27 protein-coding genes are annotated in these 24,885 nt (G+C 63.7%); 12 read left to right on the top strand and 15 right to left on the bottom strand.

The features are described 5' to 3' along the window. The first annotated feature begins 159 nt into the window (after positions 1–159). From xerC to ureG, 9 genes are all read left to right on the top strand, one after another. Positions 160–1,074 (top strand): tyrosine recombinase XerC, encoded by a 915-nt coding sequence (gene xerC, locus GEV38_RS13395; protein WP_015270152.1) that lies wholly within the window; start codon positions 160–162, stop codon positions 1,072–1,074. Between the two features lie 555 nt (positions 1,075–1,629). Continuing rightward, positions 1,630–2,463: an urease accessory protein UreD gene (locus GEV38_RS13400; protein ID WP_015270153.1), complete on the top strand. Its 834-nt coding sequence runs from the start codon at positions 1,630–1,632 to the stop codon at positions 2,461–2,463. Positions 2,464–2,472: 9 nt separating this feature from the next. Continuing rightward, complete coding sequence (locus GEV38_RS13405; protein WP_015270154.1) at positions 2,473–2,775, top strand: urease subunit gamma; 303 nt, start codon at positions 2,473–2,475, stop codon at positions 2,773–2,775. A gap of 19 nt (positions 2,776–2,794) precedes the next feature. Then, the gene (locus GEV38_RS13410; protein WP_015270155.1) at positions 2,795–3,112 is read left to right on the top strand and encodes an urease subunit beta; all 318 of its coding nucleotides are present in this window, start codon (positions 2,795–2,797) and stop codon (positions 3,110–3,112) included. Next, positions 3,109–4,812 carry an urease subunit alpha gene (ureC, locus tag GEV38_RS13415; protein WP_013972449.1) on the top strand — a complete coding sequence of 568 codons (1,704 nt, stop codon included), beginning with the start codon at positions 3,109–3,111 and terminating at the stop codon, positions 4,810–4,812. The genes GEV38_RS13410 and ureC overlap by 4 nt, the downstream gene beginning before the upstream one ends. A 10-nt stretch (positions 4,813–4,822) precedes the next feature. Beyond that, entirely contained in the window at positions 4,823–5,326 is a 504-nt protein-coding gene (gene ureE, locus GEV38_RS13420; protein WP_015270156.1) for an urease accessory protein UreE, read from the top strand. Positions 5,327–5,343: 17 nt separating this feature from the next. Next, positions 5,344–5,889 carry a HupE/UreJ family protein gene (locus GEV38_RS13425; protein ID WP_013972451.1) on the top strand — a complete coding sequence of 182 codons (546 nt, stop codon included), beginning with the start codon at positions 5,344–5,346 and terminating at the stop codon, positions 5,887–5,889. Beyond that, entirely contained in the window at positions 5,889–6,563 is a 675-nt protein-coding gene (locus GEV38_RS13430; protein WP_015270157.1) for an urease accessory protein UreF, read from the top strand. Before GEV38_RS13425 ends, GEV38_RS13430 begins: the two co-directional genes overlap by 1 nt. 11 nt (positions 6,564–6,574) lie before the next feature. Next, positions 6,575–7,198 (top strand): urease accessory protein UreG, encoded by a 624-nt coding sequence (ureG, locus tag GEV38_RS13435; RefSeq protein ID WP_010953755.1) that lies wholly within the window; start codon positions 6,575–6,577, stop codon positions 7,196–7,198. Between the two features lie 184 nt (positions 7,199–7,382). On the opposite strand, the gene GEV38_RS13440 is transcribed toward ureG, so the two are convergent. The 11 genes from GEV38_RS13440 to mcpP all read right to left on the bottom strand — a co-directional run bounded on the left by GEV38_RS13440 (position 7,383) and on the right by mcpP (position 19,185). Beyond that, the gene (locus GEV38_RS13440; RefSeq protein WP_015270158.1) at positions 7,383–8,111 is read right to left on the bottom strand and encodes a thioredoxin family protein; all 729 of its coding nucleotides are present in this window, start codon (positions 8,109–8,111) and stop codon (positions 7,383–7,385) included. 93 nt (positions 8,112–8,204) lie between these two features. After that, the gene (locus GEV38_RS13445) at positions 8,205–10,406 is read right to left on the bottom strand and encodes an LTA synthase family protein (RefSeq protein ID WP_173895847.1); all 2,202 of its coding nucleotides are present in this window, start codon (positions 10,404–10,406) and stop codon (positions 8,205–8,207) included. A 135-nt stretch (positions 10,407–10,541) separates the two neighbouring features. Beyond that, positions 10,542–11,822: a hypothetical protein gene (locus GEV38_RS13450; protein WP_173895849.1), complete on the bottom strand. Its 1,281-nt coding sequence runs from the start codon at positions 11,820–11,822 to the stop codon at positions 10,542–10,544. A 46-nt stretch (positions 11,823–11,868) separates the two neighbouring features. After that, entirely contained in the window at positions 11,869–12,621 is a 753-nt protein-coding gene (locus GEV38_RS13455) for a hypothetical protein (protein ID WP_054572457.1), read from the bottom strand. A 46-nt stretch (positions 12,622–12,667) separates the two neighbouring features. Further along, a complete protein-coding gene (locus tag GEV38_RS13460; RefSeq protein WP_015270162.1) occupies positions 12,668–13,348 on the bottom strand; it encodes a C39 family peptidase in 681 nt (226 codons plus the stop codon). A gap of 62 nt (positions 13,349–13,410) precedes the next feature. Next, the gene (locus tag GEV38_RS13465; RefSeq protein WP_039612960.1) at positions 13,411–14,862 is read right to left on the bottom strand and encodes a hypothetical protein; all 1,452 of its coding nucleotides are present in this window, start codon (positions 14,860–14,862) and stop codon (positions 13,411–13,413) included. A gap of 48 nt (positions 14,863–14,910) precedes the next feature. Next, the gene (locus GEV38_RS13470; protein WP_054572458.1) at positions 14,911–15,489 is read right to left on the bottom strand and encodes a hypothetical protein; all 579 of its coding nucleotides are present in this window, start codon (positions 15,487–15,489) and stop codon (positions 14,911–14,913) included. Between the two features lies 1 nt (position 15,490). Next, a complete protein-coding gene (locus tag GEV38_RS13475) occupies positions 15,491–15,925 on the bottom strand; it encodes a hypothetical protein (RefSeq protein ID WP_015270165.1) in 435 nt (144 codons plus the stop codon). Positions 15,926–16,223: 298 nt separating this feature from the next. Further along, positions 16,224–16,793, bottom strand: a complete 570-nt coding sequence (locus GEV38_RS13480; RefSeq protein ID WP_054572459.1) for an AAA family ATPase — start codon at positions 16,791–16,793, stop codon at positions 16,224–16,226. Continuing rightward, positions 16,790–17,356, bottom strand: coding sequence for a nicotinamide riboside transporter PnuC (gene pnuC, locus GEV38_RS13485; RefSeq protein WP_015270167.1), 567 nt, complete (start codon positions 17,354–17,356; stop codon positions 16,790–16,792). The genes GEV38_RS13480 and pnuC overlap by 4 nt, the downstream gene beginning before the upstream one ends. 194 nt (positions 17,357–17,550) lie before the next feature. After that, positions 17,551–19,185: a methyl-accepting chemotaxis protein McpP gene (gene mcpP / locus GEV38_RS13490; RefSeq protein WP_015270168.1), complete on the bottom strand. Its 1,635-nt coding sequence runs from the start codon at positions 19,183–19,185 to the stop codon at positions 17,551–17,553. A gap of 299 nt (positions 19,186–19,484) precedes the next feature. Here mcpP and GEV38_RS13495 point away from each other — a divergent pair, with 299 nt between their 5' ends. Further along, on the top strand, positions 19,485–20,315 hold the full coding sequence (locus tag GEV38_RS13495) for an undecaprenyl-diphosphate phosphatase (RefSeq protein ID WP_003258998.1): 831 nt from the start codon (positions 19,485–19,487) through the stop codon (positions 20,313–20,315). Continuing rightward, positions 20,308–20,721, top strand: a complete 414-nt coding sequence (locus tag GEV38_RS13500; protein ID WP_043935580.1) for a DUF1294 domain-containing protein — start codon at positions 20,308–20,310, stop codon at positions 20,719–20,721. The genes GEV38_RS13495 and GEV38_RS13500 overlap by 8 nt, the downstream gene beginning before the upstream one ends. 120 nt (positions 20,722–20,841) lie before the next feature. Here GEV38_RS13500 and GEV38_RS13505 read toward each other — a convergent pair whose 3' ends face one another. Next, positions 20,842–21,201, bottom strand: coding sequence for an MmcQ/YjbR family DNA-binding protein (locus tag GEV38_RS13505; protein ID WP_043935581.1), 360 nt, complete (start codon positions 21,199–21,201; stop codon positions 20,842–20,844). Continuing rightward, positions 21,194–22,096, bottom strand: coding sequence for a LysR substrate-binding domain-containing protein (locus GEV38_RS13510; protein WP_015270172.1), 903 nt, complete (start codon positions 22,094–22,096; stop codon positions 21,194–21,196). The genes GEV38_RS13505 and GEV38_RS13510 overlap by 8 nt, the downstream gene beginning before the upstream one ends. A gap of 133 nt (positions 22,097–22,229) precedes the next feature. Between GEV38_RS13510 and GEV38_RS13515 the strand changes: the two genes are divergently transcribed. Next, on the top strand, positions 22,230–22,841 hold the full coding sequence (locus tag GEV38_RS13515; RefSeq protein ID WP_003258995.1) for an FMN-dependent NADH-azoreductase: 612 nt from the start codon (positions 22,230–22,232) through the stop codon (positions 22,839–22,841). Between the two features lie 154 nt (positions 22,842–22,995). On the opposite strand, the gene GEV38_RS13520 is transcribed toward GEV38_RS13515, so the two are convergent. Both GEV38_RS13520 and GEV38_RS13525 read right to left on the bottom strand, forming a co-directional pair. Continuing rightward, on the bottom strand, positions 22,996–24,198 hold the full coding sequence (locus GEV38_RS13520) for an NAD(P)/FAD-dependent oxidoreductase (protein WP_054573110.1): 1,203 nt from the start codon (positions 24,196–24,198) through the stop codon (positions 22,996–22,998). 69 nt (positions 24,199–24,267) lie between these two features. Next, on the bottom strand, positions 24,268–24,867 hold the full coding sequence (locus GEV38_RS13525; RefSeq protein WP_015270174.1) for a helix-turn-helix domain-containing protein: 600 nt from the start codon (positions 24,865–24,867) through the stop codon (positions 24,268–24,270). Positions 24,868–24,885: the final 18 nt, after the last annotated feature.

The following is a 24,885-nucleotide window of genomic DNA, read 5'->3' on the forward strand; positions in this document are numbered from 1 at the left end:
CAGCTCCGAACCCCTTGTATATCAAGGTGATGGCACTTCTCCGGGTCCGAATGACATGTGTATTCCGCTGTTATTTGGACCTGCTTGTATGTCGTATTGACTTGCTTCAGGGTCTGGCCGGTTCGCCGCTGGCCAACGCTTCGCTACAGGATTCACGTTTTGTCCGATCTCTCGAAAAATCCGCTGCTGCAGTACATGGCCCGCCTGGCCCCATCCAGCCAGCAAACCATGCGCTACATCCTTCAGGACGCCGCCGATCGGCTGGGTTTTGTCGACTGCAATATCGTCGATGTGCCCTGGCATCGGCTCGAGCCCGGCCATGTGATCGCCCTGGTGGCGGCGCTGCGTGCGGACGGTTACGCCCCCAACAGCTCGTCGCTGTACGTCAACGCCATTCGCGGTGTGATGAACGAAGCCTGGCGCCAGGGCCTGATCGATCACGAGCAGTTGCTGCGCATTCGCGAAGTCAAGCCGGCCACCGGCAGCCGCCTGCCGCCGGGGCGCAACCTGCGCCGCAGCCTGATTCGCGAGCTGATGGATGTGTGCGCGGCCGACCCACGGCCGCAGGGTGTGCGTGACGCGGCGATCATCGCCTTGCTGTACGGCACTGGCATGCGCAAGTCGGAATCGGTGGACATCGACCTGGACCAGGTCGACTTCGAGGCGCGCAGCCTGCAGGTGCTGGGCAAGGGCAACCGCCAGTTGATCAAGTACGCCCCGCCATGGGCGTTCGAGAAGTTGCAGGCGTGGCTGGACCTGCGCCGCCAGGACTTGCCCGCAGGGGCCGAAGACGACCCATTCCTGTTCAACCGCATCCGCCGTGGCAGCCATATAACCCGAGCGCGCATCACCAAGCATGCCATTTACTACATCGCCCGCCAGCGTGGTGCGCAGGTGGGCGTGAAGATCATGCCGCACGACTTCCGTCGCGCGTTCATCACCCGGGTGATCGAAGAGCACGACCTGTCCATTGCGCAGAAGCTGGCGCATCACGCCAATATCCAGACCACCGCCATCTATGACCGGCGTGACGACAACGAACGCCGGCGTGCGGTGGACCGCTTCGATTACTGAGTTTTGATAGTTGGGGCCGCTTTGCACCTTGCTCTCATAGAACGGCACATGACTCATTGGTTCGGCGAGGTACTGTAGGAGCAGCCTTGTGCTGCGAAGAGGCCGGTACTGACAAAGCCTGTCTATTGTCTGTACCGGCCTCTTCGCAGCACAAGGCTGCTCCTACAAAGGACGCTTCAAACGAGCGAAATTTGTTCTCTGCGCGACTGCGCAGCCCAAAAGGGCTGGGCAATCTCCCACAGGTACCAGCAAAGTCCTCCAGGTACCTGTGGGAGCGGGCGCGCCCGCGAAGGGCTGCAACGCAGCCCCATTTTCACCTTGCTTCGGCACCGAAACAGGGCCGAAGCACGCCCCTGCCTTGTGCGCCATCTCCCTCTATGCCCGATGCCAGAGCGGCCATGGCAAAAACTTCATTTTCGTTCACCTGCGGAGTTGGCCCGCAACCTGCTATATCCAGCCTGCGAATTTGATCGAGTGGTCAGGGCGCGCACGCCATAGCCGTGCGTGCCTGCCACTCTAAACGGCCAGCAGGCCACGGATTTCAGGGGCCGCAGGATGTCGCTCGCGGAGCAGATCGAACAACAACACGACGATGCCGGCTGGAGCGCTCACCTGCAGTTGCGCTTCGTCAGACGCGACAAGGTGACCCGCCTTGGTGCGTGGCGGCATTTCGGACCTCTTTTGGTGCAGCGGCCATTCTATCCCGAAGGTGCACCGTGCCATGTCTACGTGCTGCACCCTCCTGGTGGGATCGTCGCTGGCGACCGTCTGGAGCTGGATATCCAGGTGGAGCCGGGCAGCCACGCGCTGCTGACCATGCCGGGCGCCAGCAAGTTCTACCGCAGCATCGGCCCGACCGCGCGGCTGGTCCAGCGTTTTCACCTGGCCGCCGACAGCACCCTGGAGTGGCTGCCGCAGGACAGCATCTTCTTCTCCGGTGCCCGCGCCAGCCTCGACAGCCGTTTCACCCTCGAACCGGGCGCGCGCCTGCTGGCCTGGGAAACCCTGTGCCTGGGGCGCCCGGTGATGAACGAGCGTTTCGAGCAGGGTGCCCTCGACAGCCGCCTGCACATCGAACTGCCCGACGAAGTGGGCCTGCACGAGCGCCTGCGCGTCGAAGGCGGGCGCCTGAGCAAGCTTGGCGGGCATCCGCTGCTGGCCACCTTCTGCGCCGCACCCGCCGACCAGGCTGTGCTGGATCTGGTGCGCCCGCTGCTCGACGAGATGGCCAACCCGGCCGGCGCGACCCTGCTCGGGTCGTTGCTGGTGATCCGCGTGCTCGACCATGACAACCAACACCTGCAACGCACCCTGCAACGCCTGTGGCATGTGCTGCGCCCGGCCGTCCTCGGCCTGCCGGCCTGCCCACCGCGTATCTGGGCCACCTGAGAGAGCGCCATGGAGCTGACCCCGAGAGAGAAAGACAAACTGCTGCTGTTCACCGCCGCGCTGCTGGCGGAGCGGCGCCTGGCCCGTGGCCTGAAACTCAACTACCCGGAAGCGGTGGCGTTGATCACTGCCGCCGTGCTCGAAGGCGCCCGTGATGGCCGCACCGTCGCCGAGCTGATGAGCCTGGGGCGTGAAGTATTGAGCCGCGAGCAGGTAATGCCTGGCATTGCCGAAATGCTCCACGACGTGCAGGTCGAAGCGACCTTCCCGGATGGCACCAAGCTGGTGACCGTGCATGACCCTATCGTCTGAAATTGCCCAGGAGCCCCGCATGATCCCAGGTGAAATCCAGGTCGCCGCCGGCGACATCGAGCTGAACAGCGGCCGCGCGACAGTCAGCGTCAGCGTGGCCAACCATGGCGACCGGCCGGTGCAGGTCGGCTCGCACTACCACTTTTACGAAGTCAACGAGGCGCTGGTGTTCGAGCGCGCGCCTACGCTGGGCTTTCGGCTGGACATCCCCGCGGGTACCGCCGTGCGCTTCGAGCCTGGCCAGGCGCGTACCGTGCAACTGGTGGCATACGCCGGCAAGCGCGAGGTCTACGGCTTCCAGGGCAAGGTGATGGGCGCGCTGGAGGGCAGGGCATGAGCCGCATTTCCCGCCAGGCCTATGCCGACATGTTCGGCCCCACCGTGGGCGACCGCGTGCGCTTGGCCGACACCGCGCTGTGGGTCGAGGTGGAGCACGACTTCACCATCTATGGCGAAGAGGTGAAGTTCGGTGGCGGCAAGGTCATCCGCGATGGCATGGGGCAGGGCCAGATGCTGGCTGCCGAAGCCATGGACCTGGTACTGACCAATGCCCTGATCATCGACCACTGGGGCATCGTCAAGGCCGATATCGGTATCAAGCACGGGCGTATCGCGGTGATCGGCAAGGCTGGCAACCCCGATGTGCAGCCGGGCGTGAACGTGCCAGTGGGCCCCGGCACCGAGGTGATCGCGGCCGAGGGCAAGATCGTCACCGCCGGTGGTGTCGACTCGCACATCCATTTCATCTGCCCGCAACAGGTGGACGAGGCGCTGAACAGCGGTGTCACCACCTTCATCGGCGGCGGTACCGGGCCAGCCACCGGCACCAACGCCACCACCTGCACGCCCGGCCCCTGGTACCTGGCACGCATGCTCCAGGCTGCCGACAGCCTGCCAATCAACATCGGCTTGCTGGGCAAGGGCAACGCCTCGCGGCCGGAAGCGCTGCGCGAGCAGATCGCAGCCGGCGCCGTGGGCCTCAAGCTGCACGAAGACTGGGGTTCGACACCAGCAGCCATCGACTGCTGCCTGGGCGTGGCCGAGGAAATGGACATCCAGGTGGCGATCCACACCGACACCCTCAACGAGTCCGGCTGCATCGAAGACACCCTGTCGGCGATCGGCGACCGCACCATCCACACCTTCCACACCGAGGGTGCTGGTGGCGGTCACGCCCCGGACATCATCCGCGCGGCAGGGCAGGCCAACGTGTTGCCGTCCTCGACCAACCCGACCCTGCCGTACACGGTCAACACCGTGGACGAGCACCTGGACATGCTCATGGTCTGCCACCACCTGGACCCGAGCATCGCCGAAGACGTGGCCTTTGCCGAGTCGCGCATCCGCCGCGAAACCATCGCCGCCGAGGACATTCTCCACGACATGGGCGCCTTTGCCATGACTTCGTCCGACTCCCAGGCCATGGGCCGGGTTGGCGAGGTGGTGCTGCGCACCTGGCAGGTGGCCCACCAGATGAAGCTGCGCCGCGGGCCACTGGCGCCGGACACCAGCTACAGCGACAACTTCCGGGTCAAGCGCTACATCGCCAAGTACACCATCAACCCGGCCCTGACCCACGGCATCGGCCACGAAGTGGGCTCGGTGGAAGTCGGCAAACTGGCCGACCTGGTGCTGTGGGCGCCGGCGTTCTTTGCGGTCAAGCCGGCCCTGGTCATCAAGGGCGGGATGATCGTCACCGCGCCCATGGGTGACATCAACGGTTCCATCCCCACGCCGCAACCGGTGCATTACCGCCCGATGTTCGGCGCCCTGGGCGCGGCGCGGCATGCCACGCGCATGACCTTCCTGCCCCAGGCGGCGATGGACCGTGGCCTGGCCGAGGAGTTGAACCTGCGCAGCCTGATCGGCGTGGCCCACGGCTGCCGCCGGGTGCGCAAGCCCGACATGGTCCACAACACTTTGCAGCCGCTGATCGAGGTCGATGCGCAGACCTACCAGGTGCGTGCCGACGGTGAACTGCTGGTCTGCGAACCGGCCCGCGAACTGCCGCTGGCCCAGCGTTACTTCCTGTTCTGAAGGAGCACCGATGATTGTCTTGACCCGCCGTATCACCGAGCCCGGCCAGCTGGGCGAAACCGGCACCGTTACCCTGGACGTGGACAGCCGCATAAAGAGCCGCCTGCGGGTGACCCTGGATGATGGTCGCGAGGCCGGGCTGATGCTCGAACGCGGCCACCTGCTGCGCGGAGGCGAACTGCTGGCCGATGCCGAGGGCACCCAGCTGATCCGTGTGCTGGCGGCGCCCGAGGCGGTGTCCACGGTGCGCTGCGCCGACCCGCACCTGCTGGCCCGCGCGGCCTATCACCTGGGCAACCGCCATGTACCGCTGCAGATCGAACCCGGCCTGCTGCGCTTCCAGCACGACCACGTGCTGGACGACATGTTGCGTGGCCTGGGCCTGACGGTAGAGGCCGAACAGGCGCCGTTCGAGCCTGAAGCGGGCGCCTACCAGAGCGCACCGCACAGCCACAGCCATAGCCATGCCCACGGCCACGATCACCCGTTCGTGCGCCTGCCTGCCCATTCCTGAACTGCCTGGAGCAACCAATGAAAAAGACTTTCGCCCTGTTTCTGCTGATGCTGGCTCTGCCTGCCTTCGCCCACCCCGGGCACGACGCCAACCCGCTGCAGGACGGCCTGCTGCACCCGCTGACCGGTCTTGACCACCTGCTGATGCTGCTGGGCACCGGTGTGCTCGCCGCGCTGACCCGGCGCAGCCTGACGCTACCCCTGGCAACCCTGGCGGCGATGTTCGGCGGCGCGGTATGCGGCCACCTGTTCGGCGATGTGCTGGGCATGGAAACCCTGATCGCCCTGTCGCTGCTGGTGGCTGCCGGTGCCGTGCTGCTGCCCAGCCGCCAGCTGCTGCTGGCAATGGCCATGCCGGTGTTCGCCCTGTTCCATGGCTGGGCCCATGGCGTGGAAGCCACGCCAAGCGCGTTCTGGCAGTTCAGCGCCGGCTTCGTCACGGTCAGCGGCCTGTTGCTGGCGGCCGGCTTTGCGGTCGGTTGCCTGTTGCGCAGGCATAGCGGCCTGCAGAAGGCCTTTGGCGGCGGCCTGCTGGCCGGCGCCGCGCTGGTACTGGCTGGTTGATGGGCAGCGACCTGGCGCTGTTGCGCCTGCTGCAGCTGGCCAGCCCTGGCTTGCCGGTGGGTGGCTTCACCTACTCGCAAGGCCTGGAGTGGGCGGTCGAGGCGGGCTGGGTACGGGACGTGGACGGTTTCGCTGCCTGGCAGCGCGAGCAGATCGACGACACCCTGGCCTGCCTCGACTGGCCGGTGCTGGCGCGCTTGTACCACGCCTGCCAGGCCGAGGACGCCGAAGCCTTCGGCCACTGGAGCCGCTTTCTGCTGGCCAACCGTGAAACCGCCGAGCTGCGTCTGGAAGAACAGCAGCGCGGCGCGGCGCTGGCACGGCTGCTGGACGGCTGGCAACTGGGCCAGGCGCCAGCCTGGCGGGCCAGCCTAGAACTCACCCAGCTGGGCGGTATGGCCTGGCTGGCTGCGCACTGGGCGATCCCACTGCGCCAGTTGGCCCTGGGCCATGGTTTTGCCTGGCTGGAGGGCGCGGTAATGGCCGGGGTCAAGCTGGTGCCGTTCGGCCAGCAGGCCGCCCAGACCTTGCTGCGCGACCTGGGGGCAGGGCTGCCCGCGGCCCTCGACCAGGCACTGGGCCTGGGCGATGACCAGCTTGGCGGCGGCCTGCCGTTGCTGGCCATTGCCTCATCGCGACACGAAACCCAATACACCCGTTTGTTCCGTTCCTGAGGACTGCCTGCATGCAAAGCTATCAACAACCACTGCGCGTCGGTGTCGGCGGCCCGGTCGGCTCCGGCAAGACGGCGCTGCTCGAAGCCCTGTGCAAGGCCATGCGCGACCATTACCAGATCGCAGTGGTCACCAACGACATTTACACCAAGGAGGACCAGCGTATCCTCACCGAAGCCGGGGCCCTCGAGCCGGAGCGCATCGTCGGTGTGGAAACCGGCGGCTGCCCGCACACGGCGATACGTGAAGATGCCTCGATGAACCTGGCGGCGGTCGAAGCCCTGGCGCGCAAGTTTGGCAACCTCGAGGTGATCTTCGTCGAAAGCGGCGGTGACAACCTGAGTGCCACTTTCAGTCCGGAGCTGGCCGACCTGACCATCTACGTGATCGACGTGGCCGAAGGCGAGAAGATCCCGCGCAAGGGTGGGCCGGGGATTACCAAGTCGGATTTCCTGGTGATCAACAAGACCGACCTGGCGCCCTATGTGGGGGCTTCGCTGGAAGTGATGGAGCGCGATACCCAGCGCATGCGCCCGCAGCGGCCATGGACCTTCAGCAACCTGAAGAAGGGCGAGGGGCTGCAGGCGGTGATCGACTTCATCGTCGAGCGCGGGATGTTGGGTGTGCGCGGCTGAAGACTATGTGCTGCACTTGAGGATGCTTGGCCGCTGCGCGGCCCCTTGTAGGAGCAGCCTTGTGCTGCGAAGAGGCCCGTACTGGCTATGCAGATCTGTTGCCTGTACCGGCCTCTTCGCAGCACAAGGCTGCTCCTACAAAGGACGTGCCAAGCGAGTGATAAGCGATATGTATTGCCTCTCGTTATTTGTGGCAGCAGTTGGGCTTGTCCGGCTGCCCTTCATAACGGTCGTGGTGCCGCACCCAGTCCATGGTCCCGGCCTCGTTGCGCCCCAGTGGCGCGATGTCGAGGAAGTTGTAGGTGTTGACCAGGATGTCCAGCCCGCGGGCATAGGTCGAGTAGGTGTGGTACACGCTGCCGTCCGGCTCGCGGTAGAACGCACTCAGCCCGGGAAGCTCGCTTTCATCGCCCTCATATGGCTCATAGTTGTACTGCCGCTGGCCCTCGCTGCCGACGCTGACGCCAAAGTCCTCGTTGAAGCCGCTGCCATGTGACGAATACCAGGGAAACTGCCAGCCCATGCGCCGGCGGAATGCCTGGAACTCGGCATACGGCGCACGCGACACCGCCACCAGCGACACGTCGTGATGGGCCAGGTGCAGGTTGGCGCCGTCAAAGTGGTCGGCCAGGAATGAGCAGCCGTGGCAACCTTCGCTCCAGCCTTCGGCGAACATGAAGTGGTAAACCAGCAGTTGGCTGCGGCCTGCGAACAGGTCGGCCAGGCTCAGTTCGCCGTCCGGCCCCTGGAAGCGATACTCGTGCTCCACCTTGACCCAGGGCAGGGCGCGACGGGCTGCGGACAGCGCGTCGCGGTGGCGGGTGAAGGCCTTTTCGTGCAGCCACAGCTGCCGGCGGGCCGCCAGCCACTGGCTGCGGGAAACCACCGGGTGCCTGCTTTCGCTCGTGCTCATGGTGTTATCTCCACATTGGGTGATTCACACACTAGTCGAGCACGGGCGGGTTAAATCGACAGGTCGCGGCGGCCCAGCGATGAGTGGTACCGTTCAGCCCGAATGGGCGATATGCCCTTCGGTCAGCTCATCCGCTGCTTCATCTTCCCCTGGCAGCGCGGTTATCACACTGAAGTCGCTGATTTCCACCTGACCACCACCATAGCCCAGCAAATGGAAGGAAAACGCTTTGCGCGCGGTCGGGTTGTCGAAGCTGAACTCCATTTCCAGCGGCTCTTCGGCGGTCACTTTCACTTCGTAAGGCAAGCCCAGCGGTACGTCCTGCTCCAGCTGTTTGGCCTTGAGCTGGATATAGGCTGCGCGCTTGGGGTCCAGCGAACGTACCTTGACCCGTACGCGGGTATGCGAACCCTCGGGCATTTCCAGGTACTGGGCGCCGATCAGGTTGTCGGCCCAGTCATCTTTGATGCGCTTGCGCAGCTGGATCGGCGATGGGCCGCCGAACTGGTAACGCAGGTTGAGCGGTGTCTGCAGCAGGGACTGGTCGAGCACCCCGGCGAGGGCACCGATCTGCTGGCCCAGCAGGCTGTCGCCCAGGCCAAGGTAACGTGCCTGGTCGGCGATGAAGCCCTCGCTGGCGTAACGCCGGCAGCGCTGCTGGAAGTCGCATTCGGTGAACACACCCCGGCCGTCGTGATAGCGCAGCATGCCGTTGGTGTAGGAGATCATTTCACGACCGCTGTCGTAATCGCGGTACAGCGAGCGACCGCCGAGCGCCATGGGGATGGGCAGCGCAAAGTAGTCGAGCAGCGAGGTGGCCAGGTCGATATGGCCGTAGGTGCCCCGCTTGATCCGTGGCAACTGCGCCTGCTCCGGCGCCAGGGTGAGGTTGAAGCCCCAGGACGAGGCCAGGCGCACACCGTCGATGCCGTGGGACTCGTCGGAAGTCACCACCACCAGGGTGTCCTTGAGTACGCCCTGGCGTTCGAGGTTGTCGAGGAATGCACCGAGCGCATCGTCCAGGTAGGCGACTGCCGCCTGTTTCGGCGTGTCGTAGCGCTCCATGTACTCGAACGGCGCCGAGTAGGGCTGGTGGGTGCCCACGGTGAGCAGGGTCAACATCCATGGCTTGTCCTGCTTTTGCAGCTGGCCGACGTAGTTCAGCGCCCCCTCGAAGAAGGAGCGATCATCCTTGCCCCAGGGGAAGTCTAGGTAGTTCTTGTTGCGGAACCACTCCTGGCCGTGCACCGAGTCAAAGCCGATGTGCGGCATGATGCGGTCCTTGGCCATGAAGCGCAGGTCGGCACCCTGCAGGTAGTGGGTAGTGAAACCGGCCTGGCGCAACTGCGCTGGCAGGCAGGCCTGGTTGCGATCGTTCTGGGTCAGCAGCTCCATGCCCTTGGGCGTGCCGTTGGCCAGCTTGTCATAGTCACCGCAGAGCATCGCGTACAGGCCACGGATGGTCTGGTGGGTATGCAGCACGTAGTCCGGGGTGTTCATGCCGCGCTCGGCCCACTGGCTGAGCTTTGGCATCAGCTCTTCGTCGAAGCGGCTGTGCAGGACCTGGCGGTTGGGCCGCAGGTAGGCCCCGGGGATGCCTTCCACGGTGATGATCAGCAGGTTGCGGGCGTTGCCTGGCCCGGCGAGCAGCCGCTGGCCATGCAGGTCGGACTGGGTCAGGCCGGTACTGGCCAGAGGGGTGAAGGTATGTGTGCGGCCCATCCAGCCTTCGACCTGGCGCTGCAGGTTGCCGGCCCCGGCCGACAGCAACTGGTGGGTGAGGTTGTATTGCCGCCATTGGTCGGCGTCGGAAGGTACCAGTTGCTGGCTGCCCCAATGGGCGCCAAACAGCAGCAGCGGAATGGCCCAGGCCTTGCGTGGCACCGGCTGGCTGCGTTGGCTACGGCTGCGCCAGGCGATGGCCAGCCAGCCCAGCAGGCCGGTGCCCATGATCAAGGGCAGCCAGGCATGGGCCAGGCCACCACCGGTCGAGTTTTCCATGAACTGCGGGTCGAGCAGGTATGTCAGGTCAGCGCTGGTGGGCAAACGGCCAACCGCGCTGACCAGTTCGGCCGAAGCCACCCAGAGGGCCGCCCAGGCCAGCAATACGGGGAGCGCCAACCACCACGGCCGACGGTGCAGCAGCAAGACCAGCAGGCTGCCGAGTGCGAGGTCGGACAGGTAACCGAGCGGGTTGGACCAACCCAGCATGGCGCGCGTACCCAGTGGGATCACCAGTACCAGGGTCGCCAGGGCGACAAGCCGGGTACGTGGGTGGTCTGACAGGTTCTTCACGAAAACATCCCTTTTGCCATTAAATCGTCATGCAACTGTGCTTGATGATAACAGGCCGTGGCATGGAAGGCGGTCCGGGACAAAGCTGGTAACCAAAACCGGGCCCTTTAGCGCGGGCCCGGCCGATGGCAAGTATCAGAAGTAGTAGGGGAATTTCAGGCTGAAGGAAAAGTCCGGTGCGTCATCGGTCAGACCAATGGACAGGTTGGGCACGATGGTCAGGTTGTCGGTGGCGGCGAAGGTCATGCCGATGTTGAAGTTGGCTGCGTTGTAGTCGCTGTTGGAGATCGACTGCCAGTCACCACCATCCGGCTTTATCTTGCTCTTGCGGGCGAACTGGTCGGACACCGAGAACGACATGCTCATCTTCTCGTTCAGGGCAAAGGCGATACCGCCGCCGATCTGCCAGGAGTCGCCCAGCTTCACGTCGCCGGGTACCTTGCTGTTGACCTGTGGGCTGATGTCGCTGAACGAGTCTTCCATGTTGTAGGTATAGGACAGGCTGCCGAAGAGCACGGCCGGGTCGAACGTCTTGACCAGCGAGATGCCCGGCGTGATCGACCAGACGCCGTTGCCGGTCGGCAGGCTTTCCGGTACCGACAGGTTGTCGTTGCCCTCGACCTGGCGCAATTTGATGCCATAGGGGTCTTTGCCGGTCGGTGCCTTTATGCGCAAGGTAGCGACGGCGTCAGGCCAGGTCTCGTCTTCGTCGAGGAACTTGTAGGCGACGCCGACGTTGACGTCGCCAATTTCCGGGTCGCGGGTTACGGTTTCGTCCGAGGTGCTCGCCCCGGCTCCCCCCGCACCGCCGGAAGAGTAGGTGGATTCGCGGTACACCACCGGGACGTTGATGTCGAACTGCCAACGCTGGGCGAGGTTGTAGCGGGCAGTCATGTCCAGGGTCCAGTTATCTGCCTTCACCCGGTCAAGGTTGATACTGCCGAGGAAGATCGAGTCCAGTGCCAGGAAGCCGTTGAGCACCAGCGCCCGAGTATCGTAGTGGGTATAGGTGACACCGGTCTCGAAGCTGAACTTGCCGCCGCCGAAGAAGCCGCTGGCCTCGTTATACAGGTTGGACACGCTCTGTGCCGGTTCGGCGTCGGCGGTCAGCGCCTGACCATAGGAGCTGCCGGTGGTGCCCGGTGCACCCGATGCCACCGTCTGTGCGCCCTTGACCCCTTCGGCCGGGGACCTGACCAGGCGTTTGGGCGGTGGTGCTGCCGGGGTTTCCTCGACCTGGCGTACGCGCTGCTCCAGCACCATCAGCGCTTGCTGCTGGGCTTCGTAGCGACGTTTCAGCTCCATCAGTTCCTGCTTGAGAGCCTCAACCTGCGGGTCGGAGGCGGCGTAGAGCAATGTGGCCGGGGCCAAGGTGGTCAAACACACAAAAACTTTGAGCGATAAAGATCGGTGCATGGAATTGCCGTCCCTGCCGACTTCTTTTGATGAGACTGAGCGTAGATCAGTATCCGAATGTGCGAAGTCCTTTGAGCTGATCGAGGCTACCGTTCAGCGAAGCGGCTGTTGGCACGCTTTCACGCATCACCACATTGAGCGTGGTGACGTTGTTCACCCTGTTGCCATTGCCCAGCAGCGTCGAGTTCTGCATCAGGCCACCCTGCGCCAGACGCTGCACGCTGCTGCCCTGGTTGTTACTGGCATTGATATTGAACTGCACCCCTACGCCGCTGGCAGACACACTCAGCGCACCCGCGCCGTTTTCGCCCGTCAGCGTCTGGCCGTTGGCCAGTGCTTGGCCCTGCGGCTGCATGGCGGGCGCCTGGTTGGCCTTGGAGACATTGATGGCGACATCGTTGTAGGCGGTGTTGTTGTCGCCAGCGGCGCGTACCACCTGGGTAACACCCTCTGTGGTGTTGAGGCCGGCACCGCCCGTGACGGTACCGGTACCTGGTGCGGTGGATCCAGCTGACGTTGTGCCGGTGCCGCTTTCGTCGATCAACGACACATAGAATTGCGGTTTGATGGTTGACTGCTGAATCTGCATCGTGCTCGTGGCACCGATCACGTCCCCTTTGGCATTCTGCCAGGTGCTGGACATGACAATACCGAAACTCACGATCCGCCCCGGCATCACGTAGCGGCCACGCAGGGTCGCCAACTCATGGTCCTTCAGCTCGATGGGCTTGAACGTTTCGGCATGGGTGGGAAGGCTGACGGCCAGGCATGCGATCGCGAGCCAGAATGGGTTCTTCATTGGGGTGCTCCCCGGAGCCTCGTGCTCCTTGTCGTTGCAAGAGTCGTTAGAAGAAGTCGCTTTTGATGAAACCGAAGTCCAGCAGCTCTGCATCCTGCACCGGGGTGAAGTTGTTCACCCGGCCCTTGGCGGTCAGCGGCAGGGGCGGGTCGAGCAGGATGTTGTGCTTGTCGTAGCCTTGGCCGATGACGGCGAAGATGATGCCGTTCCAGCCCTTGAGAAAATCATCGACCTTGTAACGCTTGTGGCCCAGTACCGGGTCACCGATATACACCCAACCCTTGTCGACCTTCTGCATGACCACGAAGTGCTTGTAGCCGCGCACGTCCATCAGCACCACGACCGGGATGCGCACGCTGTGCAGGGTCTCGGGTGCCACCCGGTAGCCGCGGGCACGCATCCCCAGGCTTTCCACGTAGCGTTTCATGTCGAGCATCGAGAAGCCTTGCGTGCGCACCAGGTCCTGGTCGGCGTGGGCCAGCATACCTTCGATGATCTGTTGCTCGTCCACATCCAGCCAGTAGGCCTGGCGCAGGATGGTGGCCAGCGCGGCGGCGCCGCAGCTGAAGTCGGTTTTCTGTTGCACCAGGTCAGCGAACTTGCGCTCGCGTACGCTCTGGATGGGCTTGAACACCACGGCGCCGCCCGGCAGGACGGACAGCGGCATTTGTGCAGCTTCGCTCATGCTGGCCAGGCACAGCAAAAACGCCAGGGCAATGATGCGCATGATCGGATGCCTTCCGGTTCTGTTGAAGAAAGGCCCCCCGAAAGGGGCCTCAAGCACAGCGATCAGAACGAGGTGTTGGAGATGGCCAGCGAGTTGCTCTGCTGGTTGCCCACACCGGCTGCCACGTTCACGCCCAGGTTGCCACTGCCGCCATTCACCGAACCACTAAGGGTTGCAGTGTTGGTAACAGGGTTTGCCCATCCGGTCGGGGTCAGCACTTGGAAGGACACGGTATTGCTCAAGTCGTAGGCACTGCTTTCGCTGTAGCTCTTCGACACGTCGTTCGACGATTGAGACGATTTCTCGCCAGACTTTTCAAACGCCGATTCCGATGCATTGGCATAGGACGACTCGTGAGCCTTCTCATACGAGGAGTCGCGAGACTTCTCGTAGCTCGATTGGCGAGCCTTGTCATACGACGAGTCGAATGCCTTCTCGAACGACTTGTCGTAAGAGCTTTCCCGCGAGTGGTCGACATCCACATTGAGCGATGCATTGAGCGAGGCATCGAAGCTGTCGGTGCGAGTGCGCTCGTGACGGCCGTAATCGGTGCTCGTGGTGCGGGTCGCATCGGCTGCCGCAGCCAGGGAGGCGCTCAGGCTGGCACTGCTGGACGAACTGGCGTTGCCGGACATCGAACCACTGGCATTCCAGCTGTTGGAGCCGCTGGCAGTGGAACTGTGCGAACCACTGGCGTTCATGCTGCTCGAACCGCTGGAGTTCCAGCCACTGGAGCCACTGGAGCTGGCACTTCGCGAGCCGGCCACGCTGAAGCTCGATGACGAGCTGCGGTCGTCGGTCGAATTGAACGTGCCCTCACGCGAGCTGGAACCGCTCTTGGTGGTGGTGATGGTCAGCGTATCCACCCGGTAGGTGCGGTCGGCGCCGTTGTTCACCGTCAGGCCTGGGCCGTTCTGGTCGGCAGAGGCGGTGGCAGTGGCATTGCCCAGCGGGGCACCGGTGTTGGCGATGGCCATGGTGTTCTTCTGCTGGTTCAGGTCGCCGCCAGCGATGTTGATGCCGACGTTACCCTCGGCACCATCGGCCGAGCCGGTCATGACTGCCGAGTTCTGGGTGGACCAGTTGTCGACACGGTTGTTGTTGCTGAACTGGCGAACGTCAGCGGTGGCTTCGGCGGTGCCGAACACGAAGCTGTTGTCCAGGCTGGACTCGGACGATGCATTGGCAATAGCCGCAGCATTGTCCTGCTGGTTGCCGTTACCGGCTGCCACGTTGACACCCACGTTGCCGCTTGCACCCGTGGCCGAGCTGCTCATTTCGGCTTCGTTGATGGTGCCTTGGTTGGTGATGGTATTACCCGTGCTGCGTTGGCTGTCCATGGCGTTGGCTGTGGCATACACAGGGATCCGGGTGGGAGGAGGGGTGTGATGCCCGTTATTGTGGTGACCATTGTGGTGCCCGCCACGCCGGTCGTTCTGATCAGCTTGTACAGCAACAGCCATGACCGCAGCAATTGCGAAAACCAGAGGCTTGATTGCCATCGAGGGTTTCATGGTGATTCTCCGTACTTTTAGGTTAAGTGTTGTTCTTAACTGGATGGGTCAATCCGCGACCCGGATGCTCAAGGTGTTGGCCATTCGGTTTCCCACCCCGGCACTCTGGTTCAACTGAATCACTCCACGGCTACCGGTGAATGCCTGGTCACTGGTGGTGACCTGGCGATGGCCAGTTGAAGTGTCAATCGGACCGGAGTTGTTGAGCAGCGCCACGTTCTGTTGCATGAGGACGCTGTCGTCGATGCTTTGCGGCTGGGCACCGAGGCTGATGCTCAGTGCGTTCGCTTGCTGGGTGTTGGCGCCGGCGCTCTGGTTGACCCCCAGGGCGCCGCTACCGTTGCTGAAGGCGTCGCCCTGTATGGTCGCGCGCGCGTCCATCGCGGAAGTTGCGGGGGCGTTCAGCCGTTGGCGGATTTGCGTGGTGGCGCCAGCCTCGGGCCCTGAGGCGAAGGCGCGCGCGTTGGCCTGTTGCTGTTGGTCGCCGGCTGCCTGGTTGACCGACAGGTTGCCCTGGTAACGGCTGCCCGAGCTGTCGATGTCGGCATTGTTGATCACGGGGACCGGGGATTGCGCGAAGGCCGATGTACTGCACAGCGTGACCAGGATCAGCAGCGTGTGCTTCATCTCACTTGCCTCCGGTCAGGATCTGCAGCGGCGCCAGGCCGCGCTGCACACTCGAGTTGACCATGTTCGAGATGCCATTTCCCGAGCCTGTACCGCGGCCACCGGCCAGGTTGGGCAGTTGGGATTGGTTATTGAGGTTGCCGCCCAGGTTGTTGGTCTGCTGGGTAATCAGGGTGCTGATGCCCGCACCGCTGCTGATGTTGGCGAAGTCGCCATCACTCAGTTCGTTGGTTTGCTTGAGGATGTGAGCGGAAGGATTGGCATTGACGGTGGTGGGGTTGGGGTCGGGTCTTAACGGCGGGACCACAGCGTTGCGTGTCTGCACATCACGGGTTATCACGATGATGCCGTTGTCGGCCTGGGCCGTCAGGCTCAACGAACCCAGCACATAGCCCATCAGCAGCAGGTGATAAAGGCGTTTGTCAGTTTTCCTCACGACGGCAACTCCTTCAATGAGCGCTGGCCCTGTTCAGCGATGTGAACGAGGGAGCAGAAGGTGTGCCGCTTTCGAGAAGCGGTTTCAGATCAAAAGGTTAAGGTAGGCACCATGACAAGCTGCGGCATATTCTGTCTCAGGGCTGAAACAGGCAGCCGCGAGTGGTGCAGGCAGAGCCAGTGTTGGCCTTGATTGGAAGGGTTTTTGCAGGAGTGTTTCAGCGCCTTGACATTACTTTCGATGCCCCGCAAGACCTCATGTTTTCAGGGGCTTCGCCCTACAAGGGTGTGTCAGTGGGTTAACACTCGGTGGGGTAGGATGGCGTATTGCTATCAATGAGCTTAGCTACTGTTTGCAGTGCCAGCAACTGGCGTTGTGGCCAATTGCCCTCAATTATTTTGTACGCCTGCTCATGCCGTTGCAGCCAGTGCAGGCTGTCGTCGAAAAAGCGCTGGCGGTCGCGCAGTTCGGGCTGGCTGCGCTGGCCATCGGCAACCCAATCCACACCTTGCGGGCTCAGCAGCAGGTGCAGGTGGTAATGCCGCGCCAGCAACGCCTGTTCCAGCCAGGCCGGGCAGTCGCCGAACAGGGCGTGGCTCCAGAGCATGTTGCTGAGCAGGTGAGTGTCGAGAATCAGTAGCGACGGTGCCTGCTCACGGGCCTGGTCTTCCCAGGCCAGCTGACCACGAGCGATGGCAGGGATATCGGCATAGCAGGTGTCGCGGCGTTCCTGATCGATGAAGTGGCGCACGTATTCGGCCACCACCACGCCGCCGAAATGCGCCTGGATCACACCGCTGAGCCAGCTCTTGCCACTGGATTCCGGGCCGCACAGCACCAGTACTTTCATGGATTGTGCCGCGCTCATGGCTGCACCAACGCCGGGTCACGGCGCCATTCCAGCCAGCCGCGCACGGCAATCAGGGTGAGCACGGCGAAGAAACCGGCGGTGAAGTACAACTGCTGGTGCAGGTACTGGCCCACGTAGACGATATCTACCACTACCCACAGCGGCCAGCACTGCAGGCGCTTCTGCGCCATCCACAGTTGTGCCACCAGGCTGAAGCCGGTCAGGGTAGCGTCCAGCCAGGGCAGGACGGCGTCGGTCCAGGTGGCCATCGCCGCGCCCAAGGTGGCGCTCAACAGCACCCCGCCGGCCAAACCGACGAGCAATGCCGGGCGCTGCAGGCGGGTGACCTGGCGGGCGTCTTCAGCATGGCCCGGGCGCTTCCATTGCCACCAGCCGTAGACCTGCAGGATGGCATAGGCCAGTTGCAGCAACATGCCGGAGTACAGCTTCACCTCGTAGAACAGCCAGCCATAGATCAGCACCATGACCAGACCGATGGGCCAGCACCAGGCATTCTGCTTGACCGTGAGCCAGACAGCGGTGACGCCGAGGACGGCGGCGATGAGTTCAAGGCCGGACATCGGCGATCCTTGGAGACTGCGGGGGAAGGGCGCGATTGTAGCGGGTCGGCCGGGGAAGGTGTAGGGCGTTGGGGTCTTTGGGGCTGCTTTGCAGCCCATCGCGACACAAGGCCGCTCCTACAGGGGGACGCGATCGTCTGTAGGAGCGGCCTTGTGTCGCGAAAGGGCGCAAAGCGCCCCCGGCATTCTCAACCTTATACCCGGAACTGCCGCAACAACTGCTCCAGCTCTTCGCTCAGCTGCCCCAGCGCCATCCCGGCATCGCTGGATTGGCGCGCTGCATCGGCGGTCTGCTGAGACAACCCGGCAGTATCCAGCACGTTGCGGTTGATTTCTTCTACCACGTGCGACTGCTGCAAGGTGGCGCTGGCGATGGAGGCATTCAACGCCGTGAGGTTGTTCAGTGATTGGTTGATGGCATCCAGGCTGGCACCGGCCTCGCGGGCCTGCTCGACCGTCTGGCGCGAGGCCTCGCTGCTAGTGTCGATGGCTTTGACCGCAGCGTCCGACTGGCTTTGCAGGTGCTCGATCATGGTATGGATCTCGGCCGTCGACTGCGCCGTGCGCTGGGCCAGCAGGCGCACCTCGTCGGCGACCACGGCAAAGCCACGGCCCTGCTCGCCGGCCCGCGCCGCCTCGATGGCCGCGTTCAGCGCCAGCAGGTTGGTCTGTTCGGCGATGGAGCGGATCACATCCAGTACACCACCGATGCGCGTGCTGTGCCCGGCCAGTTCACGGATCACCTGCACGGCCTGGTCGATGGTCAGCGACAGCCGGTCGATCTGCGCCAGGCTGCCGTGAATGGCCTCCTGGCCGTGTGCCACCTGCTGTTGCGCGGTGCGCATTTCACCAGCGGCCTGCTCGGCGGTCTTGGCCACGTCTTGCACGGCGTAAGTCACTTCGTTGACCGCAGTGGCCACCTGGTCCATCTGCAGCGACTGTTGGGCGCTGTGCTGCTGCGCGGCACCGGCGTTGTCGCCGACATGCCCGGCGGACCGGGCCAGGGCATGGGCCGCGCCTTGTAGCTGGCCGACCACGCCTTGCAGCTTGCCATTGAAGCGGTTGAAGTGCTCGCCCAGGTGGGTGATTTCGTCACGGCCGTGAGTGTCCAGGCGTCGAGTCAGGTCGCTTTCGCCGCTGGCGATGTTGCCCATGGCCTGCACTGCTTCCTGCAACGGGCGGGCGATGCTGCGCGCAATCAGCATGACCACCAGCGCCATCAGCAGGGCGATGGCCACGCCCACCAGCGAGGCGTCGCGCAACTGGCGGGTGAATTCGGCCTGCACGTCATCGACGTACACGCCTGAGCCAATGATCCAGCCCCAGGGCTTGAACAGCTGGATGTAGGACGTCTTGGCCACCGGCTCGCTGGCGCCAGGCTTGGGCCAGCGGTAGTTGACCGGCCCGGCGTCCTGCTGCCGAGCCAGGGCGACCATCTCGTTGAACACGGCAAAGCCGTCGGGGTCGCGGATGGCCGACAGGTCCTGGCCGTCGAGCTTGGGGTTGGCCGGATGCATGATCATCTTCGGCCCCAGGTCGTTGATCCAGAAGTAGTCATCGTGGTCGTAGCGCAGCGCCCGCACCACTTGCAGCGCCTGTTGCTGGGCCGCTTCACGGCTGAGCGTGCCGGCTGCCTCCAGCTCTTGGTAATAGGCCAGCACACCGGCTGCGGTCTGCACCACGTGGCGGGTTTTCTCCGCTTTGGCCTGGTACAGGTCACCGTGGATCTGGCGCAGCATCAGCAGGCCCAATACCACCAGCATGGCCACCGCCACCAAAAGGATCAGCCACAGACGGCGGCTGATAGACATCGATCTCAGGGTTTTCATACCACAGCTCCCGCATTGTTCTTTTTATTCAGGCACATCCAAGCATGCTTTGCGCGAGGCCCCCACACGACTAATGGCTAAGTGCTATCCATTCAATAGTCTGCAGCAGTTTGTACAAGGTGATTGCGAAGGCGCTCTGCTAGGATTTCGGCCGCGCAAGATGAAACCTTTAGGCGGCGTGAACTTTTCTACTGGCATTACGCCCAACAGTCGCTGTAAAACAGCCGGGCCGCGCGCGGCAATTTCAAGCAAATCAAGAACAAGGGGCCTGCAACGAGCAGTGCTCCATCGGGGGAACGATGGATTTTTGGACTGCCTTCCAGGCAATCATCTTAGGCGTGGTCGAAGGGCTGACGGAGTTTCTGCCGATCTCCAGTACCGGCCACCAGATCATCGTCGCCGACCTGATCGGGTTTGGTGGCGAACGGGCCATGGCTTTCAACATCATCATTCAGCTGGCGGCGATTCTGGCGGTGGTGTGGGAGTTTCGCGGCAAGATCTTCGACGTGGTCTTCGGCCTGACCAGCCAGCCCACGGCGCGGCGTTTCACCGGTAACCTTTTGCTGGCTTTCCTGCCGGCAGTGGTGCTGGGCGTGCTGTTCGCCGACCTGATCCACGAATATCTGTTCAACCCGATCACCGTGGCGGCTGCGCTGGTGGTGGGCGGGGTGATCATGCTCTGGGCCGAGCGCCGCGAGCACCGTGTGGAGGTAGACCACGTGGACGACATGCGCTGGAGCCACGCGCTGAAGATCGGCTTCATCCAGTGCCTGGCGATGATCCCGGGCACTTCGCGCTCCGGCTCGACCATCATCGGTGGCCTGCTGTTCGGCCTGTCGCGCAAGGCAGCGACCGAGTTCTCGTTCTTCCTGGCGATGCCGACCATGGTCGGTGCGGCAGTGTATTCGGGCTACAAGTACCGCGACCTGTTCCAGCCTGGTGACCTGCCGGTATTTGCCATTGGCTTCGTGACTTCGTTCATCTTTGCCATGATCGCCGTGCGTGGCCTGCTCAAGTTCATTGCCAACCACAGCTACGCGGCGTTCGCCTGGTATCGCATTGCCTTTGGCCTGCTGATTCTGGCGACCTGGCAGTTCGGCTGGGTTGACTGGGCGACGGCCCATGGCTGAGGCGTCACGGGGACAAAGGGTGGAGGGCGTACGTAATGTGCGCCTGAAGCTGCTGCTGTTGGGCCTGCTGTGCCTGCTGCCCGCCCTGGGCGCGGCGCGCATGGCCTGGGTCGACCAGGCCTGGTGGCCGCTGGCGTTGTACCCGGCAATGAGCCTGATCAGCCTGCTGCTGTATTGGCAGGATAAACAGCAGGCGCGTACCCAGGCCTGGCGTACGCCCGAGAAGGTGCTGCATGCCAGTGAGCTGCTGGGCGGCTGGCCGGGGGCACTGCTGGCGCAGCAGCTGTATCGACACAAGACTCGCAAGGTTTCGTACCAGCTGGTGTTCTGGGGGATTGTGCTGGTGCACCAGGTGTTCTGGGCGGACTGGCTGTTTCTTGGCGGGCGGTATCTGCCCTTCAGTTGATATGTGATTGTGCCGGGCTCTTCGCGGGCTTGCCCGCTCCCACAGGATTTTCACTGCCCTCAAGGCCTGTGGAGTACCTGTAGGAGCGGGCAAGCCCGCGAAGAGGCCGGCACAGGCTAGCTAGATTACCAACCCCACCTGCAACCGCTTCGGCAACCGCCGCACCACCAGCTGGTGCGAGCGCTGCAACAGATCACACAGCTCCTCACGCCCCATGGGGTAGGGCGATGCCATGCTGATCCACCGCGCCCGTGCCAGATACGGCGCAGGCCGCACCCCCGGGCGATCGCAATAGCCGAGAAACAGTTCGTCGGCCACTTTGAACGACAACCCCGCACCCGCCAGGTCGAGCACCGCGAACATCTTGTTGCCTGCTACGGAGAACACCCGGATGCCGCCCCATTTGTAGTCTTCCCGCGCACCCGGCAGGCTCAGGCAGAACGCTGCCACCTGGGCTTCGCTCATGTTCCGCTCAGACATACTTTTCTCCACAGGCCTCGAACGACGCCGCCAGGTGGTCGATCCATACCCGTACCGCAGGCAGCAAGCCGCGCCGGTGCGGGTACACCGCCTGCAGGTAGCCACCCGGCAGCGACCAGTCCGGCAGCAGGCGCACCAGTTCGCCACGCTCCAGTTCTTCTTCACAGAACATGCTGGGCAGCGCGGTAAACCCGAGGCCTGCCCGTACAGCAGCATTACGTACTACGAAATCATCGATGGCAAGGCGCGGTTCCAGGGCGATTTCCTGCTGTTTGCCGTGGGGGCCGAACAGCCGGAAGTGTACCAGCCGGTCCGCCTCGGCAGCGCCCAGCACCGGCAATGATGCCAGTTGGCCCGGTTCGCGGATGTGGTCGGCGAAACCGGGCGCTGCAACCAGTTGCATCTGCGCCTGGCGCAGGCGGCGGGTGACCAGGGCCGGGTCTTCATCGCCCAGGTCGCGTACGCGCAGGGCCACGTCGATACCTTCGGAAATGAGGTCTACCCGGCGGTTGAGCAGCACCATGTCCAGTTGCACCAGCGGGTACTGCGCAAGAAAGCGGCTGATCACATCCGGCAGAAAGGCGTGGGCCAATGCCACCGGGCACGACACCCGCAAGCGCCCGCGCGGTTCGCTGCTCATGCTGGCCACGGCTTCGTCGGCGGCTTCGGCTTCCAGCAGCATGGCCTGGCAGTGGTGCAGGTAGCGCTCGCCCACCGCGGTGAGCTTCAGTTGCCGTGTAGTGCGTTGCAGCAGGCGCGTGCCCAGGCGTTCTTCCAGCTCGGCGATACGCCGCGAAAGGCGCGATTTGGGGATGCCCAGCTGGCGGCCCGCTGCGGCGAAACCGCCGGCTTCGACCACGCGGGCGAAGTAGAAAAGGTCGTTGAGGTCTTGCATGGGAATGTCTCACTGTTCCACCAGTAGGACAAACTAACGCATTTTTGCTGCCTTATCAGCCATTGTTGATGTCGGTAGGATTCTCCCCATCGTGATCGCCCAATGTCGCGGTCTTCATTCACAGGAGAATCCCATGAAACTGTTGCACATCGATTCCAGCATCCTGGGCGACAATTCCGCCTCCCGCCAACTGAGCCGTGAAGTGGTCGAAGCCTGGAAAGCCGCCGACCCGAGCGTGGAAGTGGTGTACCGCGACCTGGCCGCTGACGCCATCGCCCACTTCTCCGCGGCAACCCTGGTAGCGGCTGGCACCCCGGAAGACATGCGTGACGCAGCCCAGGCCTTCGAAGCCAAGCTGAGCGCGGAAACCCTGGAAGAGTTCCTGGCTGCCGATGCCGTGGTGATTGGTGCGCCGATGTACAACTTCACCGTGCCGACCCAGCTCAAGGCCTGGATCGACCGCGTTGCCGTCGCCGGTAAGACTTTCCGTTACACCGAAGCCGGTCCGGAAGGCCTGTGCGGCAACAAGAAGGTAGTGCTGGTGTCCACCGCCGGTGGCCTGCACGCTGGCCAGCCGACTGGCGCCGGGCATGAGGACTTCCTCAAGGTATTCCTGGGTTTCATCGGCATCACCGACCTGGAAATCGTCCGCGCCCATGGCCTGGCCTATGGCCCTGAGCACCGCAGCCAGGCGATCGATGCTGCCCAGGCGCAGATTGCCAACGAGCTGTTTGCTGCTGCCTGATCGAAGGTACGCGATCGAATGTAGGAGCGGCCTTGTGTCGCGATGGGCCGCGAAGCGGCCCCAGGGTTTCAGCGTTGACGCCGAGAATTCTGGGGCCGCTTTGCGGCCCATCGCGACACAAGGCCGCTCCTACAGTGATCGCGTCGGCCTGGTGTCAGGCCACTGGAATAGCCGGGTCAGCCGCTGCCAGCGCCGCAGCACGTTCGGCCGCCGGTGGATAGATCCACACGGTATTGATCTGCGCCTTCAAAACCTTGGCTTCGGCCTTGTCCTCCGGTGGCGACACCGTGCGTTCCCACCCTTCGGTATACACCGCCCCCCAGGCCCCAAGGTCCAGGCAGGTCACGTACTTGGGCTGGCTGTAGGTCTTCGGTGCCACGCCAATCAGCTCGGCCGCCGCATTGTTGCCCGCATGACGCCCCAGCGGAATCGCATGCTGGCAGGACATCACCGCATGATTGCCAGCCTCGTCGCAGGCGGCGTAGGCCACATCACCCGCCGCGTACACGGCATCATTGCCTTTCACCTTGAGATTGCCATCGACATGCAAGCGGCCCTGGCGGTCGCGCTCGCCACTGATCTGTTCGGTGAGCGGGTTGGCCTTGAAGCCCACGGTCCAGATCACCGTGCTGGCGTCGATGCGCTGGCCGTTGTCCAGCACCACGCCGGCAGGGTCGACCGAGGCTACCGTGGCGCCACAGATCCACTCCACGCCCAGGGCCTCGGAGGCCTGCTCGATGGCGGGGCGGATGCCGTCACCCAGGGCCGCGCCAATCCTCGCCCCACGGTCGACCACCACCACGCGCAACGCTGCGTCCTCGCCGAGGATTTCGCGCAGGCGGGCCGGCAGTTCGGTGCCGGTCTCGATGCCGGTAAAACCTCCACCGGCCACCACCACGGTATTGCGCGCCGGTGTGTCGGGCAGGTTGGCCAGTGACTTCAGGTGGGTTTCCAGGCGCGCGGCGCTGTCGAGCTTGTCGACATCGAACACATGCTCGATGCCGACCATGTCGGGCCGGTTGAGCACGCTGCCGCAGGCCATGATCAGGCGGTCGTAGGGCAGGGTGCATTGGGTTCCGCTGCGGGTGCGATAGCCCACACGGCGGGCCGCTTCATCTATATGAAAGGCCGTGCCCTGCACGAAGCGGACGTTGGCGGCATCGAACAGCTCCTGCAACGGCGCGGCCATGGTATGTACGTCGGGTTCGTAGAAGCGCGGGCGCACATGCAGCTCGGCCTGGGGTGCAAGCAAGGTGACCTCGACATCCTTGCGGCCATGGAGGTCAAGCTGGCGGGCGGCGCTGAGCGCGCTCCACAGGCCGGCAAAGCCCGCGCCTATGATCAGGATCTGCTTCATGGTTGTGCTCCTCTAAAGTTCGGTTAACAAGGTAGACCCTGTTGCTGGATATTGGGGAGCGAGCATGCTTCAGAATGTTGGCGGCGTGATCACCCAGATCACCACGGCATCGACTTCACCGGGGTTGCCGTAGCGGTGCGGTTCCTGGCTCGAGAAGCTGAAACTGTCTCCTTCACCCAGCTGGAAATGCCGCTCGCCCACCCACAGCTCGAAGCTGCCGCTAAGGATGTAGCCGGCCTCTTCACCGTCGTGGCTGTAGCTCTGTTGGCTGTAGCTGCCCGGAGGGAAGCGCGAATGCAGGATTTCCAGCTGACGGTTGGGCTGGGGCGTGAGCAGTTGATCGACGATACCGTCTTCGTAATGCACGCTCAGGCGGCTGTTGCGTCGTACCACATAGCCCTGGTCTTCGGGCGCAGTGATGGCTTCGCTGGCGAAGAACCACTGGATGGTCACCCCCAGGCTGCGGGCGATGTTGAACAGCGCCGGAATCGATGGATAGGAGAGGTTGCGCTCCAGCTGGCTGATGTAGCCGGCGGTCAGCTCACTGTGCGCGGCCAGCTCCGCCAGGGTCATGCCACGGCGCTTGCGCAGGCCGCGAATGCGGCTGCCGAGAAACTGCGGCGCGGCGCCCCCGGCTTCGCTGGCGGGGGGCTGGGGGAGTTGGCTCATGCACGTCGGTCCATCGTA

Source organism: Pseudomonas sp. 13159349 (genome assembly GCF_013305685.1).
Lineage (GTDB): Bacteria > Pseudomonadota > Gammaproteobacteria > Pseudomonadales > Pseudomonadaceae > Aquipseudomonas > Aquipseudomonas asiatica.